We start from the raw sequence: 437 nt of genomic DNA, 5'->3' as shown, positions 1-437 counted from the left end.
CCGCGTGACGACGGCCGCCGGTCGTTGGCCGACTATCGTCGTCGCCCTGATCCGCGGCGACGACAGCAATGATCAGTTGGCCTTCACCGTGCGCGGCAAGGCCGCGGGCGCCGGCTGCGCAATCCTGGGCGGTGGATTGGTGTCGAAGGCATCAGTTCCGACGAACTCCGCTTGCGCCACATCCGAAATCCATTTGACCGCGGCGGGGTGACTGACCAGCATCCCGATCAACGCCACGACCAGCAGCACCGGCAATGCAATCAGCTTGATGCTGAAGCTCCCGTAATTGCTCTCGGGGTCCTGCTGTCGGTTGTCGAAAGAGCCCTGCATGGATTCCTCCACAATGCGGACGTGCTCCACCGAGGGTCACTTACCGCAGGGCACGCAAGGCCGATGTGAATGGTTTCACAGGCCTTGTCCGGCTCACCATTTCGTGA

At 62.5% G+C, this 437-nt stretch carries 1 protein-coding gene; it reads right to left on the bottom strand.

The window, feature by feature from the left end; all coding sequences use genetic code 11:
* Positions 1-72: 72 nt before the first annotated feature.
* Complete coding sequence (locus tag GPA22_RS22470) at positions 73-330, bottom strand: hypothetical protein (protein ID WP_021080432.1); 258 nt, start codon at positions 328-330, stop codon at positions 73-75.
* Positions 331-437: the final 107 nt, after the last annotated feature.

The sequence above is a fragment of the Aromatoleum toluvorans genome (assembly GCF_012910905.1).
GTDB classification, from domain to species: domain Bacteria; phylum Pseudomonadota; class Gammaproteobacteria; order Burkholderiales; family Rhodocyclaceae; genus Aromatoleum; species Aromatoleum toluvorans.
This window is presented reverse-complemented; position numbering and strand designations above follow the sequence as displayed.